This is a genomic window from Micromonospora arborensis (assembly GCF_003205615.1).
Taxonomy (GTDB): domain Bacteria; phylum Actinomycetota; class Actinomycetes; order Mycobacteriales; family Micromonosporaceae; genus Micromonospora; species Micromonospora arborensis.
On sequence record NZ_PYBV01000089.1, the window covers coordinates 1 to 251 of the forward strand.

Genomic DNA, 251 nt, shown 5'->3' on the forward strand with positions numbered 1-251 from the left:
GGTAACCAGAGCGTCGGCGGCCGCCTGAAACTGCGGGTCCGGTAATCTTCGCCCGGCCGCCGAGGGTCTCCGGCGCGACCACCCGGGCCTTGGGGGCGTCGACGACGTCGCCCCCCTCGTCCTTGACGGTCACCCAGGTGACCGCCACCCCGCCGACGCAGAGCACCAACACAACCGCCAGCACGATCAGCACGATCTTGCCGACGTTCGACTTCTTCGCCGGCGGCGGGCCGCCGGGCAGGTACGGGTCT

General features: G+C 71.3%; 1 pseudogene. It reads right to left on the reverse strand.

What is annotated here, in order from left to right:
* Positions 1 to 251 (reverse strand): annotated as a pseudogene (locus tag C7C45_RS32895) (hypothetical protein); the annotation flags it as partial.